17 protein-coding genes are annotated in these 18,120 nt (G+C 64.3%); 13 read left to right on the forward strand and 4 right to left on the reverse strand.

Going from position 1 to position 18,120, the window contains the following annotated elements:
• Positions 1-114 precede the first annotated feature (114 nt).
• The 5 genes from P0D77_RS16080 to P0D77_RS16100 all read left to right on the forward strand — a co-directional run bounded on the left by P0D77_RS16080 (position 115) and on the right by P0D77_RS16100 (position 5,212).
• Entirely contained in the window at positions 115-1,857 is a 1,743-nt protein-coding gene (locus P0D77_RS16080) for a histidine kinase N-terminal 7TM domain-containing protein (protein WP_277556131.1), read from the forward strand.
• Positions 1,858-1,985: 128 nt separating this feature from the next.
• Positions 1,986-2,540: a response regulator transcription factor gene (locus P0D77_RS16085; protein ID WP_277556132.1), complete on the forward strand. Its 555-nt coding sequence runs from the start codon at positions 1,986-1,988 to the stop codon at positions 2,538-2,540.
• Between the two features lie 114 nt (positions 2,541-2,654).
• On the forward strand, positions 2,655-2,945 hold the full coding sequence (locus P0D77_RS16090) for a DUF7526 family protein (protein ID WP_277556133.1): 291 nt from the start codon (positions 2,655-2,657) through the stop codon (positions 2,943-2,945).
• A gap of 111 nt (positions 2,946-3,056) precedes the next feature.
• A complete protein-coding gene (locus P0D77_RS16095; protein WP_277556134.1) occupies positions 3,057-3,752 on the forward strand; it encodes a hypothetical protein in 696 nt (231 codons plus the stop codon).
• A gap of 80 nt (positions 3,753-3,832) precedes the next feature.
• Positions 3,833-5,212, forward strand: a complete 1,380-nt coding sequence (locus P0D77_RS16100; RefSeq protein ID WP_277556135.1) for a glycerate kinase type-2 family protein — start codon at positions 3,833-3,835, stop codon at positions 5,210-5,212.
• A gap of 458 nt (positions 5,213-5,670) precedes the next feature.
• Here the strand turns inward: P0D77_RS16100 and P0D77_RS16110 are convergent, their stop codons facing one another.
• Positions 5,671-7,206, reverse strand: a complete 1,536-nt coding sequence (locus P0D77_RS16110) for a histidine kinase dimerization/phospho-acceptor domain-containing protein (protein WP_277556139.1) — start codon at positions 7,204-7,206, stop codon at positions 5,671-5,673.
• Between the two features lie 79 nt (positions 7,207-7,285).
• Positions 7,286-8,719 (reverse strand): FAD-dependent oxidoreductase, encoded by a 1,434-nt coding sequence (locus P0D77_RS16115; protein ID WP_277556141.1) that lies wholly within the window; start codon positions 8,717-8,719, stop codon positions 7,286-7,288.
• A 304-nt stretch (positions 8,720-9,023) separates the two neighbouring features.
• Here P0D77_RS16115 and P0D77_RS16120 point away from each other — a divergent pair, with 304 nt between their 5' ends.
• The 4 genes from P0D77_RS16120 (at position 9,024) to P0D77_RS16135 (ending at position 12,304) form a co-directional block, all read left to right on the forward strand.
• Positions 9,024-10,244: an RNA-guided endonuclease InsQ/TnpB family protein gene (locus P0D77_RS16120; protein WP_277556142.1), complete on the forward strand. Its 1,221-nt coding sequence runs from the start codon at positions 9,024-9,026 to the stop codon at positions 10,242-10,244.
• 161 nt (positions 10,245-10,405) lie between these two features.
• Complete coding sequence (locus P0D77_RS16125) at positions 10,406-10,828, forward strand: CBS domain-containing protein (RefSeq protein WP_277556143.1); 423 nt, start codon at positions 10,406-10,408, stop codon at positions 10,826-10,828.
• 112 nt (positions 10,829-10,940) lie between these two features.
• Positions 10,941-11,582, forward strand: a complete 642-nt coding sequence (locus tag P0D77_RS16130; RefSeq protein WP_277556144.1) for a metal-dependent hydrolase — start codon at positions 10,941-10,943, stop codon at positions 11,580-11,582.
• Between the two features lie 2 nt (positions 11,583-11,584).
• A complete protein-coding gene (locus tag P0D77_RS16135) occupies positions 11,585-12,304 on the forward strand; it encodes a DUF2238 domain-containing protein (RefSeq protein WP_277556146.1) in 720 nt (239 codons plus the stop codon).
• Between the two features lie 182 nt (positions 12,305-12,486).
• Here the strand turns inward: P0D77_RS16135 and P0D77_RS16140 are convergent, their stop codons facing one another.
• Both P0D77_RS16140 and P0D77_RS16145 read right to left on the reverse strand, forming a co-directional pair.
• Complete coding sequence (locus tag P0D77_RS16140) at positions 12,487-13,749, reverse strand: APC family permease (RefSeq protein ID WP_277556147.1); 1,263 nt, start codon at positions 13,747-13,749, stop codon at positions 12,487-12,489.
• On the reverse strand, positions 13,746-14,201 hold the full coding sequence (locus tag P0D77_RS16145; RefSeq protein WP_277556148.1) for a pyridoxamine 5'-phosphate oxidase family protein: 456 nt from the start codon (positions 14,199-14,201) through the stop codon (positions 13,746-13,748). The genes P0D77_RS16140 and P0D77_RS16145 overlap by 4 nt, the downstream gene beginning before the upstream one ends.
• 97 nt (positions 14,202-14,298) lie before the next feature.
• Between P0D77_RS16145 and P0D77_RS16150 the strand changes: the two genes are divergently transcribed.
• The 4 genes from P0D77_RS16150 to P0D77_RS16165 all read left to right on the forward strand — a co-directional run bounded on the left by P0D77_RS16150 (position 14,299) and on the right by P0D77_RS16165 (position 18,111).
• Positions 14,299-15,219: a sodium:calcium antiporter gene (locus tag P0D77_RS16150; protein ID WP_277556254.1), complete on the forward strand. Its 921-nt coding sequence runs from the start codon at positions 14,299-14,301 to the stop codon at positions 15,217-15,219.
• Positions 15,220-15,318: 99 nt separating this feature from the next.
• The gene (locus tag P0D77_RS16155) at positions 15,319-15,609 is read left to right on the forward strand and encodes a DUF211 domain-containing protein (RefSeq protein ID WP_277556149.1); all 291 of its coding nucleotides are present in this window, start codon (positions 15,319-15,321) and stop codon (positions 15,607-15,609) included.
• 6 nt (positions 15,610-15,615) lie between these two features.
• The gene (locus P0D77_RS16160) at positions 15,616-16,197 is read left to right on the forward strand and encodes a VIT1/CCC1 transporter family protein (protein WP_277556150.1); all 582 of its coding nucleotides are present in this window, start codon (positions 15,616-15,618) and stop codon (positions 16,195-16,197) included.
• A gap of 69 nt (positions 16,198-16,266) precedes the next feature.
• Complete coding sequence (locus tag P0D77_RS16165) at positions 16,267-18,111, forward strand: SLC13 family permease (RefSeq protein WP_277556151.1); 1,845 nt, start codon at positions 16,267-16,269, stop codon at positions 18,109-18,111.
• Positions 18,112-18,120: the final 9 nt, after the last annotated feature.

Below are 18,120 nucleotides of genomic sequence, written 5' to 3' on the forward strand. Positions count from 1 at the left end.
CCCTGATGGATAACTCGCTAACAACAAAATCAACGGATGTAGCGTAATTGGCCTAACAGCTCCTCGGTGAAACAATGGGTTTCTCTTTTACCAGTTGGCTCCTCCGCCATTCGTGTGTGGCCGTTCAGCCTGCATAACGCTGCGTACGTCGCGTTGTTCGCAGTATCAGGAACGGCGCTGGTGGCTTCGATGCACAGGGCCCGGTCGTTTGACGACGCCGGGATGCGGCGAGGGCTCGTCGGCTTCTTCGGTGTCTCTGCGATCTGGTCGTTCACCGCAGCGATCAGGCTGGTGAGTGGGTCGCAACAGGTGTCCGTGGCGATGTACGTCGTCGGACTCGTCGCCGGATTCGCAAGCGTCGGGGGCTTCCTCTACTTCGCGTCGGCGTTCGCGGGTCGGTCGTACCACCTGAATCCGCGGATACGGATCGCCGCGGTGACGGTGTTCTTGGGGGCGGCGGCGCTGAAAATCACGAATCCGATACACGGGCAGTACTTCTCGACGACGGTGGTTTCGGAGCCGTTCCAGTACGTCTGGATCCAGCCGGGAACACTCCACTGGATCCTGACGGCGTTCGCGTACACGCTGGCGGGCATCGGTCTGTACCTGATCTACGAGACGCTGGCGGAGTGGACGCACACGACGCCGCGGCTGGCGGTCGTGTTCGCGGTACTCCCGATGCCGGTCGCGCTCGACGTCCTCTCGTTGCTGTACCCCCAACTGCTGGTTCGCACCTACTACGAACCGGTCGGCGTGGCGATGTTCGGCGTCGCGTTGCTGTGGTTCCTCGAGGACCGATTCGGTTCGGTCACGCAACTTGGGCGCAAGCACCTGATGGGCCAACTCGACTTTCCCGTCGCACTCGTCGACGACGACGAAATTACGGAGGCGAACGACGGCTTCGCGCGATTCGTCGGCGAGGACGAACGATCGGCCGTCATCGGCCGCTCTATCGACTCGCTGTCGCCGGGCGTCGCGCGGACGCTCCGCGGCGATCAGGACGTGATCGCCGTCTCCGATGACGGCGTCAGGCGCTTTTACCGCGTCTCATTGACGTCGGTCACGCTCGGCCCCCAACGGGTCGCGACGGCCGCCGTGTACGCCGACATCACCGCGCAGCAACGGCAGGTGAACGAACTCGTCAGGCAGAATCACGAACTCGACAACATCGGCGAGGCAGTCGCGCACGAACTCCGAAACGCCTGCGCCATCGCCGTCGGACACATCGAACTGGCACGCGACGACGGCACGCCGCCGAGCGAGCGCGTGAGTCGAGAGACCGCACTCCAGACGGCGTCAGCGGGACTCGACCGCATCGACTCGGTCGTCGACCAACTGGAGATGATTATGCGTGACTCTCAGAGCGTCACGACGAAATCCCCCGTGGATCTGGAGTGGACGGCCGGACAGATCGCCACCCCGACGACGCCCCCGTTCACCGTCATCGACGACGGGACGCTCGTCGGCAACCCGGTTCGGATCGACCACCTCGTCGAGAACGTGTTTGAACTCGCCCGCGCAGAGGCTGCCACCGAGGTCTCGTTCCGAATGCACGACGGCGTGTTTACAATACGGCTCGATGGCGTCCACTTCGATCGAACACCGTCGGAGCAACTCCTCGGCTACGGCCACTCCGTGCCGAACGCGAACTCAGGGATGTACCTCCCGACCATCCGCCTGATCGCACACGCACACCACTGGGACGTTGACGCCGACGTGACCGGAGACGAGGCGCAGACGCTCACGGTTCGGATCGACACCGATCCAGACGGCGTCCCCGCCATCTGGCGAGACTCGACGACGGTAGGCCGTTCGAGCGCAAACGTCACGTCAGACCGCTCTCCACAACACTCCTAGTTCGCGAGGGCTGGCTCACCGACCTGCGGACGAGCGCGTCTAGCTACTCGATTTGATACTCGGGGTGATACTTTTAATTGGAAATATTCGCCAATTGGTACCATGACGTCCCTGTTCGGTGAGCGGCAATGACGACGACGGACTCGCCGAGTGTCCTTGTTGTCGACGACGAGGAGCCGCTGGTCGAACTGTACGCCCGCTATCTTGCATCACGATATACCGTTCAGACTGCAACGAGCGGCAAGCAGGCGGTCGAACTGGCAGACGACTCACTCGACGTAGTGTTGCTCGACCGACGTATGCCTCAGATGAGCGGTGACAAGGTGTTGCGCGCACTTCGTGAAGAGGGTGTGACGGCACAGGTGGCGATGCTCACTGCCGTCGAACCGAAGGCGAGCATCGTCGAGATGCCATTCGACGACTACCGACTCAAGCCAGTGGACAAAGCCGACCTCCTCGGTCTCGTAGAGGTGCTTGTTGAACGGAACGAATATGATAAGCAAAGTCAGGAGTTCTTCGCGCTCGCGGCCAAACGAGCGACCCTACAGACGGCGGGAAAGACGGATACCGAAAAGTACGAAGAGTTGACCGAGCAACTGGAGGAGACGCGCGAACACATCGACACTAGCTTGGATAAAGTAGGCGCAGAAGCAGCGTTCGCCGACCTAGCGGCTGACGACTGAGTTCGGATTCTGCCGGGCACACGATTCCTCCGGCTTCTGATCAGACTATACCCCTGAACCCGTCTGGACACGACACATCGACAGTCGCTTGCCTGTCGCCCACCATTCGAGAATGTGACTGAACGGTTCGACGTCGAGGTGTTACACGTCATTTCCCCCGAGGAGGTGGCTGACGCCGACTTAGAACCCACGCTGGCCGACGCCGCCGAGGGGCGGTACGTCGTAGTATGTCGTGCTGGTGGTGTGCCCTCGTGGATCGAGCGTATCCGTGCATTCGTCGCACGCGACCCGATAGAGGCAGTGACTATCGTGACCGACGAACCGGCGACGGAGGGTGAGGAACTCTCGCTGGTTGTCGAGGAGACAGACCTCTCCGGCGTGTACGAAGCGGTCGAACGGGTGTGACTTCTCCCACGACTGAAGTCGTGGGCTTCCTCCTTGACTCTGTGTGAAAAGAGTCAAACCGGCCTTTGTGCCTACGCTCGGCTTATGCTCTCAGCGAGAGATTCCGAATGTATGCATACACGCCGTGCCCTCCTCAGCGGAACCGCCGTCGCGACTCTCGCGTGTCTCGCGGGGTGTACCGGTAGCTTCGGATCGTCGACGCCCGACCCGCTCCCTGACGGCGGCGACGGGAACGGCTCACAACCCTCCGACCGCGAGTACCCGGTGGACACGACACACCAGGTGGCGATAGCGTCGACTGACGAGGCACCCTCACTGCCAGTCAGTCCTCGCGTCAGCCTCGCCGACCCGTACGTCACCTCCGGGACGACTGCGGTCCTCCGCGTCGACGTGGACAACACTACCGATCAGCCAGTCGTGGTCGGTGAGTACCGCGACGTCGTCTTCCAGTACGCTACCAGTGGGGACGGGACCTACCTGCTGTACCCCCACTCCGACCGCTCGGTCGACGGTGAGCCTGACCGCGCGCCTGCGGGCGTCGAGCGAACGGGCGACGACTGCTGGCAGTTGGCGTCGTATCCGGTAGTGACCGATGAGTACGGTACCGTCGAGATTCCGGCCAACGGGACGCTCACCGCGTACGTTGGCTTGTACGCGACACCCGACGCTGACGCCTGCACGCCCACCGGGTCGTACCGCTTCGAGCAGCCGTTCACTGTGTTCCCGAGCGGAATCGGTGGCGAGGACGAAGAGCGCGCGACGTGGGGCTTCGATCTCCGAATCGAGAAGATAGCCGAGGCTACGTGAGCGGCGGTGCCCCTCGGGTGTGGGGTCACATCTGACTGGTCCCCGCCGGAGTTAATCGCCACCCCACCATTCGCGACCGTATGGACGACGAACGCGACGCCGCCGACGCGGTCGCCGCACAGGATTCGACGGCGTCACAGGCGGTCGACACAGCGCGGGCCTGCCTCCGGGCTGGAATCGAGGCAGCGGAGCCAGCGATCGTCGTCTCGTCGACGCTTGCGCTCGACGGTAACATGCTGACGGTCGGTGACGCGACGCACGATCTGGGCGCGTTCAATCGGGTCATTGTCGTCGGCGGCGGGAAGGCGGGCGCGGGGGTCGCGACCGCCCTTGAGAACCTGCTGGGAGACCGAATCGACGAGGGACTCGTCGTCTGTGACGAGACGGACGACGACGCCCGTATCCGTCGCGTGCGCGGTGGTCACCCGACGCCGACCGCGGCAGGCGTCGAGGCGACTCGTGCGGTCGAACGACTCGTGGCAGACGCAGACGAGGAGACGCTCGTGCTCGCCGTCGTCACCGGCGGCGCGAGTGCGATGCTCGCCGCGCCAGTCGAGGCAGTCGACCTCGCAGCGCTCCGGGAGACGACCGACGCGCTGGTTCGATCCGGCGCGAGCATCGACGAGATAAACGCCGTCCGAAAGCACCTCTCGCGAGTGAAAGGCGGGCGACTGGCGGCGACCGCAGCACCGGCCACGGTCGTCACGCTCGCCTTCAGCGACGTGGTTGGTGACGACTGCTCGGTCATCGGTAGCGGACCGACAGCCCCCGACGAGTCAACGTACGCGGACGCACTCGACGTCCTCGACCGCTACGATCTCGACGTTCCCGGCGCCGTCCGGGACTATCTCACTCGCGGTGCGGCGGGAGCGGAGGCGGAGACACCCGGACCGGACGACCCGGTATTCGACCGAGGATCGGTCCACGTGCTCGCGAGCGCACACACCGCACTCACGGCTGCCGCGGAGACCGCCCGCGACCGGGGGTACGAGCCGATGCTACTGTCTGCACGGATTCGTGGTGAGGCGCGAGAGGTGGGCCGGACGCACGCGGCCATCGCTGAGGAACTCGCCGATTCGGGCAACCCGGTCGACCCGCCGGCGGTCGTCATCTCCGGTGGTGAGACGACGGTGACCGTCCGCGGCGACGGCAACGGTGGGCCGAACCTCGAGTGTGCGCTCGCGGCGGCGGTCGAATTCGCTGACGGGCGCTCACCGGTTCAAGGAGCCGACTGTGCGTTCCTCGCGGCCGACACCGACGGCAACGATGGCGGTACCGACCACGCCGGTGCGGTCGTGACACCGGAGACAGTGGCCGACGCGGCGGCGGCCCGTTCGGCGCTCGGGGACAACGACGCACTCGGGGCGTTTACTGGAAGTGACTGGCTGGTGACGACCGACGCGACGGGGACGAACGTCAACGACTTCCGAATCGTGGTCGTCGAAGGGTCTGTCGACTGACAGTGTGTGTCACGGTGTGCGAGATGACCGTCGACGGGTCTGTTGTGTGCTGGACGATCGCTATTCGACTGAGTGGCCTCACTCGTGATGGCGCGACCATTCCCCGATCTGGACGAATGTAGACTCTCCACAGCCACCGCATTGATTCGGCGGTTCGAATCTGTGTTCGCCCTCGGAGACGTGTATTGGGGTGCCAGCGTGGAGTATCTGACAATTCTCACAAACGTATCGCTGTGGACTCTCTGGTCGGTGTGCCATAGTCTAACTTGTCACACAGAGCTAGTGAGTCTGGTGGTGGTTCGAAACTCGATGATCTACAATATACACAGCACGTACATATCGGATCCTTCGGTGACTCAAAAACAAATTGAAGAGAGGGGATCTATTAGAGATACTCACTGTACGTGTCTCTCGTGGTTGTTTGGGTAGGACCACATCAACAGACCCTTGCCGACCGATCACGCCTCAGTCTGCGCTCCCCACGGGACAGGAACCGACTCCGGCAGGAGCCACCAGAGGCCAGCGACGACGGCTCCCCAGACGACGTGCCCGACCAGCGAGACCGGTTCGAAACTCGGGACGGACGCGGGGATACCGATGGCGTTGAGCCACAGGCTCAACACGACGCCACTCGCGACGACCCACAAGATCGCGCCCCACGCGACGCCGAGTGCGACGGTCCCGCCCGGTGAGTCGGCGTACGCCGACAGCCGACTCTTCGTCGCGACGACGGCGAACACGGTGGCGAACACGGCGCTGTGGAACAGGTGGGCGACCCATCCGGTGACCGACAGCTCCGCGCCGTACAGTGCCCCGATGACGGCCAGCGAGCCGAACCCGGCGGTCAACACCCATCCCATCACGACGCCCGCGACGACGCCGATGCCGAGCGACCTCCACAGCGTCCCGGTGTCGACGCCCGAACTGTCGCGCGGCGGCGCACGTTCGCCAGTCCGAAGGAGGTCGACGCGAACGGCCGTCTCGCCGTCCGATCGCTCGACGGTCGTCGTCCCGCCGTACTGTGCGACGAGCAAGCGGAGGATCGGTATGCCGTAGTCGACGTCGTTGTGCTCGTACTCCGGCACGCCGTCGACGAGTACCTCTCGCGCACGCTCGTCGAGCCAGTCGCCGGGGGCGCTCACGGTGATGGCGACCGACGTGGCGTCGGCGTCGAAGTCGACGCGCGGGGTGGTGCTGTCGGCGTCGCCGCCGGGGAGTGATACCAGTTCCGTCAACAGCGTGGGTAGGTTGTCGTCCGCTCGGACGCGGACGGTCGGCGGTGCTGTGATCCACTCTGCGACCGTCGACGGGAGAGATTCTCGACACGACTCGACGGCCGTGTCGAGTTCGACTGGGGAGAGGGCTGCCTCGGTGTCGTCGGCCGTTCGGACGAGGAAGCCGACCGAGTAGACAGTCTCTTCGATACGTTCAACGGCCGATCGAACCGCCTCTCGACTCCGCTCGCGGTCGGGTGCGTCGTCGAGGAGCATATCGGTGTGTCCGCGGATCACGGTGAGCGAGTTGAGAAGTTCGTGCCGGAGGCGACGGTTCAAGAGGACGTTCTGTTCGGCCTGTCGTGCGAGTGTGCGTCTGCTCCGGTTCGCGGCGGCGGTGCGAACCCCGACGACCACGCCGGCGCCGCCGCCGGCGATGGCCATCGTCGCGATGATACTTCCCAGCGACGCGCCGCTGGGTCCGCCCATCCCGCTCGCGGTTACGAGCGCGGTCGTGAGCGTCATAAAGCCGCTGCCGACGAGGAACCACGTCGCAACGGTTCGTGCGTACTCGCGGTCGTGCGTCGAGACGGCGAGGCCGACGCCGTAGAGGGCAACTCCGAGACCGAACGCCAGTGGAACGGCCCGGGCCAGTGCGCCCCCGCCGTCCGTGTAGACGATCTCCGCGAGGAGAAATCGCGTCGAGAGAAAGCCGACGGCGGCGATGAGGAGACCGCCAGGCTTCACCACGAGTTCGTCGCCGGCGGAGGGACTGTTCACGCCGGTGCGTTCGCGGCCACGCGGATAAGTGAACCCCTCGGAACGTCAGCATGCTGTTGATTTTCCTGGCGGACGGCTCTTACTCGTTTAGTGCCCCGTTGAGTACCTTCGCCGCCACCAGCACCGGATCCCACACCGGACTGAACGGCGGCGCGTACGCCAAGTCGAGGCGTTCGACTTCGGCGACGGTGAGACCACTCTCCAGTGCCGTCGCCACCGTGTCGATCCGAATCGCCGCGCGGTCCTCGCCGACGATGCTGCCGCCGAGGAGCCGTCCCGAGTCTCGGTCGGCGACGAGCGTCACGGTCGTCTCCGAATTTCCAGGGTAGTACCCTGAGCGCGACCCGGCGGTAATAGTTCGGGAGACAGGGTCAAACCCTGCGTCACGTGCTTCCTCAGCGTCGATGATCCCGGTTCGCCCGCACTCTTGCTCGAACGCCTTGACGACGGCTGTTCCCGCGATATCACCGACGGGGGTCGGCGTCCCCGCGAGCGTCTGTCCGATAGCTCTGCCTGCCCGATTCGCCGTCAGACCGAGTGGCACCCACGCTGGTTCGCCGGTGACGGCGTGGCGGTCCTCGGCGCAGTCGCCGGCAGCGTACACCTCATCGACGTTCGTTTGGCCGTACTCATCGACGGCAACTGCCCCGCTGTCGCCGAGTTCGACCGGCGTATCGCGGAGGAGGTCGACGTTCGGACGCACCCCGATACCGACGACTGCGAGGCCGATACTCAGCTCTGTTCCGTCCGTACACACGAGGCCGGTCACGTTTCCATCGGTCCCGGTGAGACGGTCGACTGGCGTTCCCATATGCAGATGCACGCCCATCTCCTCGAGGTGGGATTCGACCGTCTCCGCGACGGCGTCGCCAAAGGCAGGGAGCAGACGCTGTGACCGCTGGAACAGGTGGGTTTCGACGTCCCACGCGGCAAATGCCTCCGCCATCTCGACGCCGACGTAGCCGCCGCCGACGATGGCGACGCGGTCGGGTGCGGGTCGCTCGCCGTAGTAGCGGGCACGCTCGGCGTCGACGAACGAGCCGCCGCCGAGGGCCTCGAGGGAGAATTCCTCCGGGGGCGTCACTGCCGCGCGGACGGTCGCCGCCGAGTCGAGGCCGTGGATGGTGAACGCGCCGTCAAGCTCGCTCCCGGGAATGGGGTCAGAGACGGCGCTCGCACCGGTCGCCACGAGGAGGTTGCCGTATGACTGCTCGAACGACCCGTCCGGTCCCTCGACGGTGACGGTGTGAGCGTCAGTGTCGACAGCCGTCACCTCGTGGCGTCGTCGGAGGTCGATGCCGCGGTCATCGACGTCTTCGGGACGAAGCGATAGCAGGTCGGTGAGGTCGTCTACCTCGCCTTTGACGTAGTACGGGATGCCGCAGTGAGCGTACGACACCCACGCTCCGCGTTCGAAGACGATCACCTCGCGTTCGGGGTCCTCGCGGGTCAGCTTACTCGCCGCGCTCAACCCCGCTGCGTCTCCACCGACGACGACGACTGGATCTGTCACGTACCGTAGTCACTCGGGACCGGTTTACCTAAAATGAGGCGCTAAGGCCCTTTCCTCAACGAGCGACCGAAGGGAGCGAGTAGGGAGGGGATACAGCGCCGCACGAGTAGCAAACACGTTCGACGCTCGGCCCACAGGCCCACGCAATCGTAACAACTATACGCATAAGTGCATATAATGCGTATATAGTGAGACGGAAAAACATCACCATCCGCGAAGACCAAGCCGAGTGGATCGAGGAGAGCCACCTCAACCTCTCGTCGTTCGTTCGCGGACAACTTGACGAACTCATCGAAGAACGCTCGTGAACTACAACTACAGGTATCGACTCCGACCGTCCGACGCTCTCGAAGAACAGTTAGCGTGGACTGCCGATACCTGTAGACAGGTCTACAACCACTTCCTCCATCGCCTGAATCGCACCGACGACACGTCGGCATACAGCGAGCAGAAACGCTTGCCGAGTCTCAAGACGTGGTGGAACGACCTGAAAGACGTTCACTCGAAGGTTCTTCAGAAAGTCGTACAACGGCTGTACGATAACCTCTCAACGCTTCGTGGGCGTAAAGAGAATGGCTACCACGTCGGGACGCTCAAGTGGAAAGCCCCGGACGAGTACCGCAGTTTCACCTACAGTCAATCCGGCTTCAAGCTCAAGAACACGAGCGGTCGGACAAGACTGTGGCTCTCGAAACTCGGAGACATACCCCTCATCTTCCACCGCGACCTGCCCGACGACGCCAAAATCAAGACTGTCACCGTCAAACGCGAACCCACCGGCAAGTGGTACGCTATCCTCGGCGTCGAAACCCCGGACGACTCGCCCGCGAAACCGGAGACTCCCGAGAAGTGCGTCGGTATCGACGTAGGGATTCTTAAGTACGCCCACGACACGGACGGAACAGCTGTCGAATCGTTCGATCTGTCCGATGAACGTGAGCGGTTGGAACGCGCCCAACGCGACCTCTCGCGGAAGGAACACGGTTCCGCAAATTGGGAGAAACAGCGCCGTGTCGTGGCCGAGCGTCACGCCGAGTTGAAAAACAAGCGACGGGACTTCTTGCACAAGTTGTCAAACTACTACGCCCGCGAATACGACTTCGTGGCCGTGGAGGACTTGGACGCAAAGGGCTTGATCGAACTGCCTGGCAACTCGCGGAACCGAGCGGGAGCGGCGTGGGGAACGTTCCTGCGGATGCTCGAATACAAGTGCAAACGCGAAGGAACGTATTTTGTCGCGGTGAATCCTCGTGGGACGACGAAAGAGTGTGCGTCCTGCGACGTTTCGACGGAGAAGCCGCTGTGGGTGCGCGAGCATTCGTGTCCGGCGTGTGGGTTTGAAGCGGACAGAGATGCGAACGCGGCGTGGAATATCCTGTCTCGCGGTATCAAGCTGTTAGGAGCGGGACGCTCCGAATCAACGCCTGTGGAGACTGCGCTCCCTGTGGATACCTCGGTATCTGCAAAGCGCGTCGTGGAAACAGGAAGCCCGACCCTCAAGCGCGAGCCGACAGGCGAGCGGTAGGGTGGGGTAGTTCACCGCTATCGCCGGTGTGCTCTCCTCGTGCCATCCCGAACGGCGAATTGCCCCGTCGAGCGGGTTCATCGGCGTCTCGGGCGATTGCCGTCCCGCTGGAACTGCGCTAGTCGTATTTGTTGGCTGGCAGAAAAGTTCGTTTCGCAGCTATGACCGTAGACGAGCTTATGCGAACGTCGGTGATCACTGCACGACCAGACCACTCCGCGAGCGACCTCGCGGTACTAATGCGCGACGAACAGGTCGGGAGCGTCGTCATCACGGAGGACGGCAAGCCGACCGGAATCGTCACTGACCGCGACCTAGCGGTCGGCGTTGTCGCCGAGAGCGCCGACCCCGACTCGAAGACGGCGCGGGAGTTGATGTCGAACGACGTGGTCACCGTTCCGCACGACATCGGCGTGTTCGAACTGTGTGACGAGTTCGCGGAGGCTCGCGTTCGCCGGATGCCGGTCGTCGGCGACGACGACACGCTCGCCGGAATCGTCACTCTCGACGACCTCCACGTTCTTCTCGTCGACGAACAGGGCGACCTCGCACGTGCGGTGCAAGCGTCGATTCCGCCGTACTGAACGGGCCATCGGCACACGTCCGTGCCGATGCTACCTTATGTCGTCGACCGTGCCACCTGTCGGTCTGTCTCACACTATCCTTATCCGGTCCCCCTGGCTACACGCGACGTATATGATGCTCCCGACCCACGCGCTCGCGGGGATGGCGCTCGCGCTCCCCGTGGCTGCTGTCGCTCCCGAGGCGACAGGCATCGCGCTCGTGGCGGGGCTTGTCGGCGGTGTCTTCCCCGACCTCGACTTATACGTCGGGCACCGCCGAACCCTCCACTTCCCAGTGTACTACACCCTGCTGGCGGCAATCGCCGTCCCCCTCGCGTTCGTGTCGCCGACGACGCTCACGATCGTCGTGGCCGCGTGGGCGCTCGCTGCCGCCGCGCACTGTCTCGCCGACGTGTTCGGCGGCGGCCTTGAACTGCGTCCGTGGGAGGCGACCGCCGACCGTGCGGTGTACGACCACTTCAACGGGCGCTGGATCGCCCCGAAGCGATGGGTTCGATACGACGGTGCACCTGAAGACTTGGCTGCCTCGCTCGTCCTCGCGGCGGCGCTGTGGGGACCCGTCGACGGCCCGCTTCGGACTGTTGTCGCGGCCGCACTCGTCGTCGCCGTCGTCTATGCCGCCCTCCGCCGCGTCCTGCCGACGGTGGCCGAGCGACTTGTCGGTGTACTGCCTGCCCACCTCGTCGGCTACCTCCCGGCACGGTACCTTGAGGCTGGCGAGCACGCTACTTCTGTCTCACACGACAGTCAGTAGCGATGAGTGATGCGCTCCACCTCGGCGCGTTCGCGCTGCAGGCAGGCATCATTGCCGGCGGTGTTGTCGCACTCAAACGCCGGGACGCCTCCGCCGCGGTCAACGCCGTGTTCTCGCTGTCGGTCGCGGTCGTTCCATTCCTGTTGCCTGCGGTAACTGGAGATGGTGTGGCGCAGTCACTGGCATCCTCGCCGACGCTCCCGCTGTGGCTCGCGTTCGCCGGGTTCGTCCACGTCGTCGGGATGCTCGGCTGGTACGACACGGTGTGGTGGTGGGACCACCTCACGCACACCGTGTCGGCGGCGTTGCTCGCGTCGCTGGTGTACAGCGCCGTTGTCGTCGTGTTCGGTGGTGGTGGAGCGTCGGCGATGTCGTCGAGCGCACTCGCCGTCGTGACCGTCGCGTTCGTCTTCGCGGCGGGCGTGTTTTGGGAAGTGATCGAACTCGCCGCTCGCGATATCTCCGACTGGCTCGACATCGACCCGTTCCTCGTCCACTACGGCTGGCGAGACACGGCGTACGACCTCGTGTTTGACCTCGTCGGGGCACTGCTCGTCGTCTGGTTCGACCTGGCGCTGTTCAAGTCGGTCGCCGCCGCAGCGCCGTCGGCAACCCGGACGCTGCTGCTCGTGGCCGGATGGGTGGTGGTCCTCGGAACGGTCGGGCTCTCGATTCCGATTGCGGTGTCGTCTGCACGCCGGCGGGGACTGTTCGGCGAGTGAGCGGTTCGGATCGCGAGCGACGGGTCTGTGGTCGTCCCGTCGGTCAATAGCTGCCGCCGTCGTCACGCAGGAAACCCCTCTATGTGACCGACCTGCCGTCGTGCAACCCTCCCTCGGCGGTGGACGAAGCGTGGGCCGAAACCCCTTGCGGGGGAAAGCCCACGACTTCAGTCGTGGGTAGCTTACACGAGACTGCTCACGTAGAAGCCGAGCAACAGCAGCGACGTGAAGACGCCGAGAACCGCGGTCCCAGAGATTCGCCCGACCGTCAGCGGTGCAGTGAACCCCGTGCGGTCGCTCGGGCGGTCGTACCGGAGGCGAACGAGCGCCGCGTTCACCGCGACGAACACAAGCAATAGCGCAGCATTCGCGACGCCGGCGACCACGACGAGGTCGCCCAAGAGGACGAACGGCACGGTCAACGCACCGACGAGCGCGACGGCAAGATACGGTGTGTGCTGACGGGGGTGGACACGCGAGAATGCGGTGGGAAGCGAGCGATACTCCGACTTTGCGACGCCGTACGTCAGCCGCGAGGTTGACACGAGCAACACGAGGACAGTGTTGGCCGTCGCCGCGAGTGCGACTGCACCCACGAGCGCTCCGACAGTAGCTCCGCCGCCCGCTTCCGCGACGACCGCGAGCGGTGAGGCGGACGTTCCGAGCACGGCCGTATCCGTAAGCGCGACCGCAGAGAGGGCGACGGCGACGTAGATGACTGTCGTGATCGCGATAGCGAGGACGACTGCCTGGGGGATGGTCGTCGTCGGGTTCTCCGTCTCCTCGGCGACGGTCACGATGGACCCGAATCCCAGATACGCGAAGAACAGCAGGAACGTCGCCTCGACGACGCCGACCGCGCCGCCCGTGGCGTCGAACACGTCGACGGTCCCCCACGACCCGAACCCGACCCAGATAACGACTGCGAGGCCGCCGACTTCGGCGGCGGTGAACACGAGGTTGAGTTTCGCGGAGAGGTCGATGCCCCAGTAGTTGATGAACGAGGCGACGGCGACGAGGCCGAGCGCCGCCACCGTCGTTGAGATAGCCAAGAATCCGGAGAGGTAGCCCGCGAACGCGATTGCGACGGCGGCCGCCGACACGACACCGACGAACACACGCAGCGCAGCGACCGCCTCCGCAAGGCGCTTGCTCCCGAACGCCGATCGGACATACACGTAGTCGCCCTCGCCCTGTGGATACCTAGAGGCGAGTTCGGCATAACTGAGGCCGGTGAACGACGCGGTGACGCCCGCCAGCAACACAGAGATGACGACTGCTTCGCCCGCGATGCCCGCCGCCGCGCCGAGGACGGCGTAGATGCCCGCCCCGAGGATGAGGCCGACGCCGTACACGACGACTTCGAAGAAACTGAGATCGCGGCGAAGCGTCGGGCCCGCCGCCGCACTCGCACCCGGACCATCGCCTCCGTCGGATCCGCTCACACCTCGGGTGAGGACTCTTTCCGTCCGGTCAACTCCGTGGGCGAAAGCCGATAGAACTCGAACTGTACGTCTGCGGTCGGTTGTCCGAATACGTCCATCAGCGGGATACCGACTCGGCTGAGTCCCTCCAGCGTCTCGGTCGCGATGCCGTTGTCGGTCGTCTCCTCGAGTTCGCCGGAGGCGACGACGCTGCGCCAGTCCCCGTCGACCGTGTCGTACGTGACGAACGTCACCGCGCGGTGTTCCAGCGGGGGTTTGTTGCTGTCACTCCCGACCGCGAGCCGGAAGTAGAAGACGGCTTCCTGCTCGTCGTAGCCGTAGGAGACGGGGATGCTGTGGGGCGGACCGGCCTCGTCGGTGTCGGTCCCGAACGACAGGACGCCGACGCCGCCGTCGCCGAGGAACTCGTCGCGCTCTGCCTCGTCCATCACCACCGCGTCGGGGGCACTCATACGTCGGGATACGTTACCGAGCGTGAAAAAGTGACACGTCGACAAGACGTCGGTACGACGGTGCTAACGATGTACGTCGCTCCCGAGTGTGTCGACCGTGCTGGTCGAACTCGCCCTGTTCGTCGCTGGCCTCGCGGCGTTAGTGGTCGGTGCGAACCGAGCGGTCACCGCCGCGGGCGACCTGGCGCTGTACTACGGCCTGTCGCCGTTTTTCATTGGCGTCACGCTCATCTCCGTGGGCACGTCCATCCCCGAGATGGTCACCTCCGTCTACGGGGCGTACTACGGCGCGGGCGAGGTGGTTGTCGGCAACATCGTCGGGTCGGAGACCGCACAGATCACACTCGCCATCGGCGTGGTGGCGCTCATCGCGCCGTTCGTCACCGAGCGACGGAACGTCCTGCTGTACGGCAGCGCGATGCTGTTGGCGATGATCGTAATGTTGCTCACGCTCGATGACGGCGTGATCGGTCGCTCGGAGGGGTTCCTGATGATGCTCGCGTACGTCCAGTTCATCTACACCCTCTACTCCAACGAGGGCGGCGAAGAGATATCCGAGGAGGTGCTCGAACCGATCCGGACACCGGGCGAGGCGGTCCCTTGGGTGGTCTTAGGGCTAATCGCGGTCGTCGTCGGCGGCCAACTGGCGGTCTCGAACGGCGTGGCCCTGGCGACACTCGCGGGCGTTCCCGCGTACCTGGTCGGCCTGTTGACTGGTCTCGGGACGACGATGCCCGAAATCGTCGTCGCCGGTGTGGCCGCTCGTCGCGGCGACGGCGGTATCTCCGTGGGATCGATCCTCGGCAGCAACATCACCGACCCCGTGTTCTCGCTCGGCGTCGGTGCGCTGTTGTTCGACGTGACTGTAGGGATCACGCCGGGTGTGACTCGCTCTCTGGCGTACATGGTCATCGTCTCAGTCGTCGTACTCGGTCTGTTCTACTGGCGGCGCGGGATCGACCGCCGTGCCGGGGTCGTCTGTATCCTCCTGTATCTCCCGTCGCTCGTGCTAGTGTGACGTGGCCCTCTCCCGTCGTCGCCGAGGCGGTGGGCGTCGTCTACCATCGCCTCGGAACCGCGGCGGGTGTATTAGCCGGTCGACGGCGTACCCCTGTGTATGGCCGTGGTCCGTCGCATCGTCGTGGACGTGTTGAAACCGCACAGTCCACCGCTCGTGGAGTTCACCGAACGCATCAGCGAGACGGAGGGCGTCGAGAGTACACACGCTCGGCTGATCGAGTTCGACCGCGAGGTGCAGAACATCGAGGTGACTGTCGAGGGATCGGACGTGGACTACGACGCCGTTGAGGAGACGGTTGAAGAGATCGGCGCGTCGATCCACTCGATCGACGAGGTCGTCTGTGGTGACCTCCCCTCAACCCGACCACGGACGACACGGACGGAGTGATCGACTGTGTCGTCTCGTCTCGACGGAATCGTCGACGCTATCGGGCGCGAGGAAGTTCGTGCCATCGCCCGGCGCTACTTCATCTCAAATGGGTTCGACGGTACACTAACTGGGATTGGGATCACCGTCGGTGCGCTCCTCTCGGGTGTCGACGACGGCGGAATCGTCGTCAGGATCGGATTGAGCGCCGCCGTTGGCCTCGGCACATCCGCGGTGTGGAGCGTCTGGGAGATCGAACGAGCAGAGACACTCTCTGAGATTCGACGGTTAGAAGCCGCGATGTTAGTCGACCTGGACGACACACGCATCGAACACCAACACCAGGCCGGTCGCTTGGTCAACGCAGTCGCTAGTGGCCTTGGCCCGTTGATCGGAATCCTCCTTCCGCTCACTCCGTTTGCGTTTGAGGGCGTCGCGTTCACGATGTGGGGCGCGACCGTCGCGTCGATCGGCCTCGCCGTCGCGGTGCTCGGTGTCTTCGGCGCGTATATGGGGTCGATCTCCGGCCAGCGATGGTACGTCGCGGCTGCACGGATGGCGGTTGCGGGTCTCGTCGTCGCTGCAGTGACGGTAGTGTTGCCAGCGTGATGTACCCCCCGTCAGCAGGGTGAGAGCCGACGAAACGGTGAACAGGTAGCCGAGCGAACAAGTACGCCGATGGTGTCCCTGCCGCCGCCTGAAGCCCTCGTCGTGTTCGTCCTCGTGGCTGCGGCGGTGGTGGCATTCGCAACGGAGGTGGTCTCACCTGATGTCACCGCAATCGGCGTCGTCGTCGCGGTGGTTGTATTCGAACCGTGGACAGGTATCGGCACCGACGAGGCATTCGTCGGTTTCGCAAATACGGCGACCATCACCGTCGTCGCGATGTATATGATCAGCGAGGGCGTGTATCGGACTGGCCTGGTTCGCCGACTCGGCGCACTCGTCTCACGTGTCGCGCGCGGCAGCGACTCTTGGCTGTTGGCGACCATCCTCGTCCTCGCCGGCGGATTGGCTGGCGTCGTTAACAACACACCCGTCGTGGGTGTGTTCTTACCGATGGTGACAGAGTTGGCCGACGAGTACCGCATCTCGCCGTCGAAACTCCTGATGCCGTTGTCGTTCGCTGCGATGCTCGGCGGGACGCTCACGCTCGTCGGCACATCGACGACGCTGCTCGCGAGCACGCTCTCGGCACGACTCCTCGACCACCCGTTCTCGATGTTCGAGTTCACCCATCTGGGGGTGCTCGGCCTCGTTGTCGGCGTGGCGTACCTCCTCACGGTTGGGCAGCGACTCCTTCCTGCGCGCGTCGAACCGTCGGTTGACCTCATTGGGGCGTTTGAACTACGCGACCATCTTTCTCGACTGTATGTCCGGGAGGCGTCGCCGCTCGTGGATCGCCCGCTGTCGGAGGCGCTCGAGGATCTGCCGGTCGATCCGGACGCCGACGTGATCGAGGTGGTTCGAGACAGCGACCGATTCGAAGCCCCATCTACTGAGTTCCGCCTCGTTCCGGGCGACGTGATTACGGTCCGGGCGAACCGACGCGTGTTGCGAACACTTGCCGCCGAACTCGACTTATGGCTGTTGCCGTGGGTTCGAATCAGTGACCTGGGGATGACGCTCCCCGCGGGTATTGGGACGCTCGTTGAGGTCCGGGTCCCCGTCGATTCTGCACACGTCGGCGCTCGCGTGGGCGATCTCGGCGTGTACGAGCGGTACGCAGCGACCCTACTTGGAGTACGCCGCGGTGACGATCGGATCCGCGACGATCTCGACGACGTCGAACTCGAATCTGGTGACCTGTTGCTGTTTCACGCCAGCGAGAAACACCTCGACCTGTTGCGTGATTCGTCGAACCTCGTGGTTCAGACAGTCGTCGGTGAGGGCGCCATCGACGCGGGCCGCAAGCGCACCAGAGACTTCCGCGAGAATCGGGCGTGGGTTGCCGTCGCTATCGTCGCTGGCGTTGTCGGCGTCGCGGCGCTTGGTCTCGTCTCAATCGCTATCTCGGCGCTGGCAGGTGTCGTCGTGATGGTGGTTGCAGGCGTGCTCACACCAAAGGAGGCGTACGACTCGGTGTCGTGGGACGTCATTTTCCTGCTCGCAGGGATGGTCCCTCTTGGCATCGCGCTGGAGCGATCTGGGGGTGCTGCATACCTCGCGGACCTATTCGTGGGTGCGGCGATCCTGCTCCCCCCGGTGGTCGTCCTCGGCGCGTGTTATCTATTGACCGCGGTAATTACGAACGTCATCAGCAACACCGCGACGGTCGTGGTCGTCCTTCCAGTTGCCGTCGACGTCGCCCTGCGCTTGCAGGCCAACGCGTTCGCGTTCGTCCTCGCGGTGACGTTCGCCGCGAGCACGTCGTTCCTGACGCCCATTGGATACCAGACGAACCTGATGGTGTACGGTCCCGGCGGCTACGAGTTCGGCGACTTCTTCCGTGTGGGCGTCCCGCTGCAACTCCTCTTGGCCGTCGTGACGACTGCGGGGATCTGGGCGTTCTGGGGGCTCTGATCGACGGGT

It is taken from the genome of Halobaculum limi (genome assembly GCF_029490015.1).
Taxonomy (GTDB): domain Archaea; phylum Halobacteriota; class Halobacteria; order Halobacteriales; family Haloferacaceae; genus Halobaculum; species Halobaculum limi.

What these genes read in the sequence shown, in the direction of transcription:
- P0D77_RS16125 (WP_277556143.1), top strand. Translation starts at nt 10,406, where the DNA reads ATGACCGTAGACGAGCTTATGCGAACGTCGGTGATCACTGCACGACCA.
- P0D77_RS16130 (WP_277556144.1), top strand. Translation starts at nt 10,941, where the DNA reads ATGATGCTCCCGACCCACGCGCTCGCGGGGATGGCGCTCGCGCTCCCC.
- P0D77_RS16135 (WP_277556146.1), top strand. Translation starts at nt 11,585, where the DNA reads ATGAGTGATGCGCTCCACCTCGGCGCGTTCGCGCTGCAGGCAGGCATC.
- P0D77_RS16165 (WP_277556151.1), top strand. Translation starts at nt 16,267, where the DNA reads ATGGTGTCCCTGCCGCCGCCTGAAGCCCTCGTCGTGTTCGTCCTCGTG.
- P0D77_RS16145 (WP_277556148.1), bottom strand. Translation starts at nt 14,201, where the DNA reads ATGAGTGCCCCCGACGCGGTGGTGATGGACGAGGCAGAGCGCGACGAG.
- P0D77_RS16100 (WP_277556135.1), top strand. Translation starts at nt 3,833, where the DNA reads ATGGACGACGAACGCGACGCCGCCGACGCGGTCGCCGCACAGGATTCG.
- P0D77_RS16085 (WP_277556132.1), top strand. Translation starts at nt 1,986, where the DNA reads ATGACGACGACGGACTCGCCGAGTGTCCTTGTTGTCGACGACGAGGAG.
- P0D77_RS16095 (WP_277556134.1), top strand. Translation starts at nt 3,057, where the DNA reads ATGCATACACGCCGTGCCCTCCTCAGCGGAACCGCCGTCGCGACTCTC.
- P0D77_RS16155 (WP_277556149.1), top strand. Translation starts at nt 15,319, where the DNA reads ATGGCCGTGGTCCGTCGCATCGTCGTGGACGTGTTGAAACCGCACAGT.